This is a genomic window from Gemmatimonadales bacterium, assembly GCA_036265815.1.
In the GTDB taxonomy this organism is placed as follows: Bacteria; Gemmatimonadota; Gemmatimonadetes; order Gemmatimonadales; family GWC2-71-9; genus CAVVWJ01.
Map to the genome: position 1 here is coordinate 1 of DATAOI010000108.1, position 7,992 is coordinate 7,992.

General features: G+C 67.2%; 5 protein-coding genes. All 5 read right to left on the reverse strand.

The window, feature by feature from the left end:
- Positions 1-371, reverse strand: a 371-nt coding sequence (locus VHR41_20240; protein HEX3236533.1) for an alcohol dehydrogenase catalytic domain-containing protein, incomplete at its 3' end; no start/stop codon positions are given.
- Positions 368-1,888: an aldehyde dehydrogenase family protein gene (locus VHR41_20245; GenBank protein ID HEX3236534.1), complete on the reverse strand. Its 1,521-nt coding sequence runs from the start codon at positions 1,886-1,888 to the stop codon at positions 368-370. The genes VHR41_20245 and VHR41_20240, both read right to left, overlap by 4 nt.
- Positions 1,889-2,048: 160 nt before the next feature.
- A complete protein-coding gene (locus tag VHR41_20250; GenBank protein ID HEX3236535.1) occupies positions 2,049-4,709 on the reverse strand; it encodes a protein kinase in 2,661 nt (886 codons plus the stop codon).
- A complete protein-coding gene (locus tag VHR41_20255) occupies positions 4,706-5,812 on the reverse strand; it encodes a substrate-binding protein (protein HEX3236536.1) in 1,107 nt (368 codons plus the stop codon). Before VHR41_20255 ends, VHR41_20250 begins: the two co-directional genes overlap by 4 nt.
- A 43-nt stretch (positions 5,813-5,855) precedes the next feature.
- Positions 5,856-7,992, reverse strand: a 2,137-nt coding sequence (locus tag VHR41_20260; protein ID HEX3236537.1) for a protein kinase, incomplete at its 5' end; no start/stop codon positions are given.

A 7,992-nucleotide genomic window follows, 5' to 3' on the forward strand; every position in this document is an offset into this window, starting at 1 on the left:
GATCCGTTGCTGCACAGGTGCGACTCTCCGTGTGCGCAATGGAAGCAGTCCCGGCACGGGGTGATCCACAGCAGGACGACACGCTGTCCCACGTCGAGATCGACGACCGACTCTCCGAGCTCGACGATCGTGCCGCAGGCCTCGTGCCCCAACACCGCCGGTACGGGCTGCTGGAGCACACCGCGGGCCAGCGACAGGTCGGAATGACACACGCCGGCCTGGTCGATCCGTACCCGGACCTCATCGGGACCCACGGTCTTGAGATGGATCGTCTCCACGACCATCGGTTCGCCCACGACCCGCAGCACAGCCGCGCGTACGGGGTGCGGGTAGTCGCCGGCCGCCGCCGCTGCCTCGGGTCCGGTCGTCATCGTTGCACCGACTTGACCTCGAGCACGTCGGCGATGCCGTACTCGCCGATCTCCCGCCCGATGCCGGACTGCTTGTAGCCGCCGAACGCCGCATGGGCCGGGTAGGCATGATAGCAGTTGGTCCAGACCCGGCCGGCCTTGATCCCGCGTCCCATGCGATAGCAGGTGTTGATGTTCCGGCTCCAGACGCCGGCGCCCAGGCCGTACAGCGAATCGTTGGCGATCGACAGGGCGTCGTCCATGTCCTTGAACCTGGTGACCGCCAGCACCGGACCGAAGATCTCCTCCTGAAAGATCCGCATCCGATTGTGACCCGCGAAGACCGTCGGCTTGACATAGAAGCCGCTCTCGAGCTCGCCGGTGTGAATTCGGCGCGCGCCGCCGGTCAGGAGCTTGGCCCCCTCCCTCTTTCCGATCTCGATGTAGCTCAGGATCTTCTCCAGCTGATCGTTGGAGGCCTGGGCCCCGATCATGGTGGTCGGATCCAGCGGGTTCCCCTCGGCGATCTCCTGCACCCGCGCCACCGCCCGCTCCATGAACCGGTCGTAGATCGACTCCTGCACCAGTGCCCGCGAGGGGCAGGTACACACCTCGCCCTGGTTGAAGGCGAACATCGCGAACCCCTCGAGCGCTTTGTCGAAGAACTCGTCGTCAGCATCCATCACGTCGGCGAAGAAGATGTTGGGTGACTTGCCGCCCAGCTCCAGCGTCACCGGAATGAGGTTCTCCGAGGCGTACTGCATGATCAGCCGGCCGGTGGTGGTCTCCCCGGTGAAGGCGACTTTGGCTACCCGCGGGCTGCTGGCCAGCGGCTTGCCGGCCTCGACCCCGAAGCCCTGGATCACGTTCACCACGCCGCTCGGCAGGATGTCGGCGATCAGCTCCATCAGCGCCATGATGGACAGCGGCGTCTGCTCGGCGGGCTTGAGCACGACGCAGTTCCCGGCCGCGAGCGCGGGCGCCAGCTTCCAGGTGGCCATCAGCAGCGGGAAGTTCCAGGGGATGATCTGCGCCACCACGCCTAGCGGCTCGTGGAAGTGATAGGCCACCGTGTCATCGTCGAGCTGCGAGAGCCCGCCCTCCTGCGCCCGGATGCAGCCGGCGAAGTAACGGAAGTGGTCCACCGCCAACGGCAAGTCCGCGTGGGTGGTCTCGCGGATCGGCTTGCCGTTGTCGAGCGTCTCGATGAAGGCGAGGGTGTCGAGATTGGCCTCGATGCGGTCGGCGATGCGGTTGAGGATGTTGGCGCGGTACGCCGGTGAGCTGCCGTTCCAGCTGATGGCGGCGGCATGCGCCGCGTCGAGGGCTCTGTCCACGTCTTCGTGGGTTGATCGAGCGACCTCGCACAGGGGCTGGCCGGTGATCGGGGTCGGGTTCACGAAGTACTGCCCCCGCGCCGGCGGCACGTACTCCCCGGCAATCCAGTTGTCATAGCGGGCCCGGATTGGAATGGAGGGCTTGAAGCCGGCCGCCGACTTGGGAAGGGTGAAGGCGGTCTGCCTGGTTGCAGTACCCATAGGGAGCTCCTGGAGGGGTGAGTATGGGTCGAGCGGAGCGCCGAGGGCAGCCCGCCGTGTACCCGAACAGCGTAGCAGCGGCGGGGTGAGGGGAGGATGAAGCGTTTATGAGGGAAACTTAAGATCAGGGTTGGGAGCCACCGCGCTGTGGCTTACCGGGTCACCGCTGTTGCCGCCCGTCGTACAGCAAGCGCTGAAACACGTTCTGCACGCCGATCAGCGTCGTCTGCGCCGCACCCCCACTGATCATGACGAAGTGCTGATCGTCAGGCGCGACGTCGTACTCGCGGAAGGTTCCGCCGTTCAGGAACGATCCCGTGAACAGCAGGCGGCGCGCGGTGACCGCGAACGCCGGTGAGAGCGTCACCGACGCGACCAGCAGACTGTCCCCCGAGCGATAGAACAGCTCCCGGCCGTTGTGGGCCCACACGGGCTCGCTGCCACCCTGCAGCGAGACCGAGACGCGGGCACCGGGCTCGGGATAGGACCGGACGTACACCTCCATCTGTCCGGTCTGGTCGGACTGGTACGCCAGCCAATGGCCATCGGGCGAGAGCGCGGGCGCGGATTCATCGAAGGCCGCGGGAAGGATGGTGCGGGCCGCCGGTGCCGAGTCGAAAACCATGGCGCGGATGCCGTTCAACCCCCCGCCGGTTTCCTGAAAGACGAGCGCACGGCCGTCCGGCGTGACGCTCCCCGCAAAGCGGTTCCCGACCGACACGAGAAGGCTGTCGGGACGCCCGCTCCCGTCGGCCGCGATCCACCACAGATCGTCGTTGCTGGAGTACACCACGCGCTGCCCGTCCCGGGTCCAGATCGGGCGGTCGCTGATGCCGTTGGTCGTGAGCCGCGACCACACCCGCTGGGCGACATCGAGCACCCATACGTCGCGGCTAGATGTGGCCGCATCGCTGATATCGAATACAACCCGATGGCCATCGGGCGAGAAGCGCGGGTTGGCGAAGGCCTTCGGGTCAGGGATGAGTGGGGTGGCCTGCCCCGAGCGCGACACCAGCATCAGCCGTCGCGGCACCGCCCCACCCGCCCGCGGATAGACGAACGATCCCTCGGCCGATACGGCGGCTCGTGGGGAGTAGGCGTCGGGCTGCGAGACGTCGCGGGCGATCGCCACCGGCGGCCCGGTGGGACGGACCCGCGCGGGGTCGAGCGGCAGGGCGATCAGCGTCCCGTCCGCGTTGCTCAGGACCAGGAATCCGCTCTCCACCCACTGGGGCCCAAAACCGGCCTGATCGAGCCGGGTGATGGCGCCCGTCCGCAGATCGATAGACGCGAGCCGGCTGGCCGCGTCCCGGTACACCGAGAACAGGACCGTGCGGCGGCCCGGCAGAAGCATGGGTGACCGGAAGACCTCCCCCGAGGTACGCTCGGGCCGAGCGAACTCGTGCGGGCGTCCTCCCCGTGCCGAGATCGCCATCAACACTCGGGAGCTTCCATTGTCGGCCGGGGCCGTATGGTAACGGATCGTGTCGTCGCTGCCCCAACTGAAATTGTAGCCGGTGCACGAGTCACAGATGGTGATCGGCGCACCGCCCGCGAGCGGCACCTTCACCAGGCTGCCGCCGGTCTGGAAGCCGAGCCAGCGACTGTCCGGCGAGAAGAAGGGCGCGGTGCCGCGACGGCCACCGGTGACCGGCACTGGATCGAGGCGCTCCGCGTACCGCAGCATCACCCCAAGCCGTGAAGAGTAGGCGAACACCGAGCCATCGGGGGCATAACCCAACTGATTCATGATGGCGTCGATGGGAGCCGCGCTGTCCGGCAGGGCCACACTGTAGCGCAGCACGGTCGGCGGGGACGCCGGTGGGCGCTGGTGCCAGACGGCCCATCCCGCCGCGAGCCCCGCTACGGCCGCCACGACGGCGATGGCCGCGGCCACCACGGGCCATTGCCGCAGGCGGCCGCCCGGGCGAGCGGCCGCGCTCGACGACATGACGCGAGTCTGCATGCTGGTTGTGCCGGCATACGCCGGATCGCCCAGCGCCTCGGCGAATGCCTTGGCGCTCTCGAAGCGATCCGCCGGCAGCTTCTCCAGCGCGGTGAGCACCGCCGCCTCCACCTGGGGCGGGACGCTCTTCCGTTGCGGTCGCAGGGGGCGGGGCGACTCGGTCAGCACCCGCGCCACGATCGCCTGGGCGGTGGCGCCCTCGAACGGCGGCTCGCCGGTCAGCATCTCGTAGAGCACACAGCCCAGGGCGTAGATATCACTACGCGCGGTGATCTCGCGCTCACCCATCGCCTGCTCGGGACTCATGTAGTGCGGCGTGCCGAGGGACATGCCGGTCTCGGTCATCCGCGAGGAGCCACCGGCGCTGGAGACCGCCAGCGCGATCCCGAAGTCGGCGACGAGCGCCGAACCGTCGTGGAGCAGGATGTTCTCTGGCTTGATGTCCCGGTGGATCACGCCGTGGCGGTGAGCGTAGTCCAGCGCGCCGGCCACCTCGGTGGCGAGGCGGACCGCGTCGTTGATCGGCAGCTGCCGCTCGCGGTTGAGCCGCTCGCGCAGGCTCTCCCCTTCGACGAACGGCATGACGTAGTAGGCGGTACCGCTGACCTCGCCGCTGTCGATGAGACCGAGAATGTGAGGGTGCTGCAGCGTGGCGATGGTCTTGATCTCGCGGAGAAACCGCGCGGCGCCGATCACCGCCGAGAGCTCCGGCTTGAGCACCTTGATCGCCACCTTGCGGTCGTGCCGGAGGTCCTCCGCCAGGTAGACCGTGGCCATCCCGCCCGCGCCGAGCTCGCGCTCGATGCGGTAGCGGTCGGACAGAGCCGTCGAAAGGTGGCCGCCGGGGTCGGTCATCGCTGCGCGCACTCCTTGGGGTCGATCGCCCCGAGGCTCTTGACGATCTTGAAATCACCAGCCCGTGCCTGCGCGATGTACATGTTCATCCGAGCGTGATGCTGCCCGGGCACCATCGCGGCTGGACCTCCCGGTCCCTCGGCGATCCTGGCATGGTCCAGGGCCTTGACGACGTCCGCCTGCTTGAGCGAGCCCGCTTCTTTCACCGCAGCCTCCCAGAGCCGGAGGCCTCGGTACAGGCCCGAACACGCGCTGCCGCCGGTGAACTTGGCCTGGTCTGGATACAGCGTGTTGTACTGATCGAGCAGTTTCCTGCTGAAGGGATCGCCGACGTCGTGGTAGTAGTCGAGGCAGCTGTACAGTCCCTCCATGTGGGCCGCCGGCACCAGATTCACCAGGTTCTCGTCGAAGTAGGTGCAGACCAGGTGTCCACCTCGTGCGGTGAAGCCGGAGTCGTACAACTGCTCGAGGAACGAGGTGAGCCCCGGAGGGACGGTGGTATTGAATACCACCTCGGCGCCACTGGCTGTGATCTTGTCAATGGTCTTCCGATAGTCGGTGTGGTCGAGGGGATAGTACTCCTCGCCGACGATCTCGCCACCGTTGGCCGTGACGACTTGACGGACCTGCTTGTTCATCGTGTGTGGCCAGATGTAGTCGGCCGACGGCAAGTAGAATCTCTTCGCGCCGGTCTGCTGCATCAGCCAGGGAATGAGCGGCTCGACTTGCTGCGCCGGCACCGGGCCGCTACAGAAGATGAGCGGGTCGCATTCCTGTCCCTCATATTGCTCCGGGTAGATGTACAGCTTCTTGCCCTTCACGACCGCAGGGCCCTTGATGGCCTGTCGCGTGGAGCTGTAGATGCCACCGAAGATGACATCGACCTGATCGTGCTGGACGAGCTTGGTGGCCTTGGCTTCCGCCACGCTATCGGTCGTCGCGCCGTCCTCGAGGTAGAGATTCAGCGAGCGCCCCAGCAACCCACCCTTGGCGTTGATGTCATCGATCACCATCCTGGCCACGTTTGCATTGGCCAGGCCCATGAACGAGAGCGGCCCCGACTGTTCCGCAATTACTCCCACCCTGATAGATGCAGTGGCCACGAGATCTCCTCTCAAGACTGGTTGAGGTGTGTGGCCGGATCGCTCATCGCGCGCCCTCCACGGTGAACAACTGTGAGAGATACGGCGCGGCGACGTACGCGTAGACCCGGGGATCGTCCGACATCGTGGCGAAGATGATCCGGGTGAATCGACTCTGACTGGTTCCAAAGGTCAGGAACGTCTCCCGACGGCCAGTCGCGACCTCGAGACGCTCCGCGATCTGCGAAGTCACCCGGTAGGTGAACAGCCCCCGCCCATCGGTGCTCCAGCGGATGACCTGATCGTTGGAGGAAAGCCCTGGGATCTTCTCCCCGTCGCCGCCGGCGAGCGGGTACCGGCGGTAGCCAAGCGCCTGTCCGAACGCCACGATCTCCTTTCCGTCGGGCGAGACGAACCCGGTGCCGGTGCCCGAGGGCGTCACCGCCCGGGCCGCGCCCCCCGATAGCGACGTGATGGAGCAACGGGAGGCTTCTTGCACCCGGTTGCCACAGACGAGAATGGATTTGCCATCCGGCAACCAGTCCAGCGAGCCGATCGACTCATAGGGGCCCACGTCGATACGCCGCTCCGCTCCTGGACCGGTGGGATAGAGGACGACCCGCGGCGGCGTGGAGGGAACGAAGCTCAGCACCCACTTGCCGTCCGGCGAGAAGCCGGCAACCTCTCCCTCGCCCAGTCGTGCCACTTGGCCGCCACTGGTCTTCTGCAGCATGACGCTGTAGTTGGGTCCTCCGTCGATTCCTCCATTAGTAAAGGCGAGGAGCGATCCATCGTGGGAGAGCTTCGGAGCGAGCGAGGCGTCGAGCCAGGAGACGTCGAGCTCGCGCTTCGCTCCCGGCCCCCGGAGCATCAACCGGTAGGGCGCGTCATCGCGAGTCACGAGCAGTTGTCCTCCGGACGAGACATCCTGGGTGGTGAGGTTGCCCGAGCTCGACACGGCAACCCGAAGCTGTCCACCGAGGCTGACCGCGTACACGTAAAGCAAGTTGTTGGAATACGCCGAGAACAGGACCTCATCGCCCCCAGGCCGCCAGGCCAGGCCTTCAATGGCCACGAAGTCCCGGGTGACAGCCGTCTGCTTGCCCGTGCGATCCACGATCTTGACCATGCCGCGGTCATCCCAGCGGAACGGGTGCTCGGCGAAGGCGACATGCTTCCCATCGGGCGAGACCCGCGGATCGCTCAGGTAGCCCGACGCCTCGTAGAGCACCTTGCCCGCGGGGAACTCGAGGCGGTCCCGTCCGTTCACGTCGTGGATGATGGCCAGCTCGGTGCCGTCAGGCGACCAGTCGGCCTCCCGCACGCTGTCGATCACCTCGCGCGGGGCGCCTCCGCCGAGGGGAACCCGCGCCAGTGTCCCCTGGAACAGGCGGTGGCGGACGAATTCGGCGCGGACCAGCACGGCGAGCTCGGCCTTCGACGAAATGGAAAGCAGGTGGGTGTCGATCAGGCCGAGCGGCGTCGGCTCCGGATAGTCGGGGCGGATGACGAAGAGCGCTGGGGCAGGGCCCTCCGATGCTGCGCTGTATACGATGGTCTTCCCGTCAGGCGTGAAGCGGGCATTGAAGATCGCCTCGTCGCGAAAGGTCTTCTGCTGAAAGGAGACGGGCGCCGCCCGGTCGCGCCTCATCACCCAGGCGCCGATCAGGAACCCTGCCGCCAGGAGCCCCAGCGCCGCGACGTACAGGGTGACTTGGCGGCCGCGTGACGGGGCGACTCGAGTCGCGGCCGAGGCGCTGATTCGCGTGGCCGCGGAGCCGTCCCCGCGCAGGGCCGCGGCGAATTCCGCCGCGGTCGCGAAGCGATCCGCCGGCAGCTTCTCCAGCGCCGTGAGGACCGCGTTTTCCACCGCATCGGGAACCCGCTCCCGCTGCCGCCGGAGCCGAGCCGGCTTATCGGTCATGACCTTGGCGACGATCGCCTGGGCGGTGCTGCCGGTGAAGGGCGGATCGCCGATCAGCATCTCGTAGGTCATTGCCCCGAGGGCGTAGACGTCCGAGCGGGCGGTGATGGCCCGCTCGCCCATGGCCTGCTCGGGGCTCATGTAGTGCGGTGTGCCGAGGGACATCCCGGTCTCGGTCATCCGGGAGCCGCCGCCCGCGCTCGACACCGCCAGCGCGATGCCGAAGTCGGCCACCAGCGCGCTGCCGTCGTGCAGCATCACGTTCTCGGGCTTGATG

Bases quoted from the DNA above. Each gene is read 5' to 3' on its own strand.
- VHR41_20245 (HEX3236534.1), bottom strand. From the start codon at position 1,888: ATGGGTACTGCAACCAGGCAGACCGCCTTCACCCTTCCCAAGTCGGCG.
- VHR41_20250 (HEX3236535.1), bottom strand. From the start codon at position 4,709: ATGACCGACCCCGGCGGCCACCTTTCGACGGCTCTGTCCGACCGCTAC.